This is a genomic window from Kytococcus schroeteri, assembly GCF_002847825.1.
Taxonomy (GTDB): Bacteria; Actinomycetota; Actinomycetes; order Actinomycetales; family Dermatophilaceae; genus Kytococcus; species Kytococcus schroeteri.
This window is the reverse complement of the sequence record NZ_PKIZ01000034.1, coordinates 1-590: the sequence shown is the minus strand read 5'-3', so window position 1 is coordinate 590 and position 590 is coordinate 1. Positions and strand designations below refer to the sequence as shown.

The window sequence follows — 590 nt, the reverse complement described above, 5'->3', positions numbered from 1 at the left end:
TCCCCCACGCGGCGTCGCTGCATCAGGCTTGCGCCCATTGTGCAATATTCCCCACTGCTGCCTCCCGTAGGAGTCTGGGCCGTGTCTCAGTCCCAATGTGGCCGTACACCCTCTCAGGCCGGCTACCCGTCGTCGCCTTGGTAGGCCATTACCCCACCAACAAGCTGATAGGCCGCGGGCTCATCTTGCACCGAAAAACTTTCCACCACACACACTAAAGCATGGTCCTATCCGGTATTAGACCCAGTTTCCCAGGCTTATCCCGAAGTGCAAGGCAGATCACCCACGTGTTACTCACCCGTTCGCCACTCGAGTACCCCTTGCAAGCAAAGGGCCTTTCCGTTCGACTTGCATGCGCTGGCGTAACCACCACCAACCCACAATCCATAGGGGCCAGTGGAGCACTGAAACAAGTCACAAAAGTGATAAAGACATACAATGCATCAGAATCAACACAAAGGTTGGTCAACAAAGTATCTAAACTTGGTTCATCACGCTATTGAGTTCTCAAACAACCTACGCACACAACAAACACACCACACAATCAGTGGCGGCCACGTTGCGACGGATTACGAGTGTAAAGCAACCGT

Annotated in this window: 1 rRNA gene (running past one end of the window); it reads right to left on the bottom strand. The window is 53.6% G+C overall.

What is annotated here, in order from left to right:
* A 16S ribosomal RNA gene (locus CYJ76_RS13295) occupies nt 1-400 on the bottom strand; it reaches 1,268 nt to the left of the window's first position.
* Nucleotides 401-590: the final 190 nt, after the last annotated feature.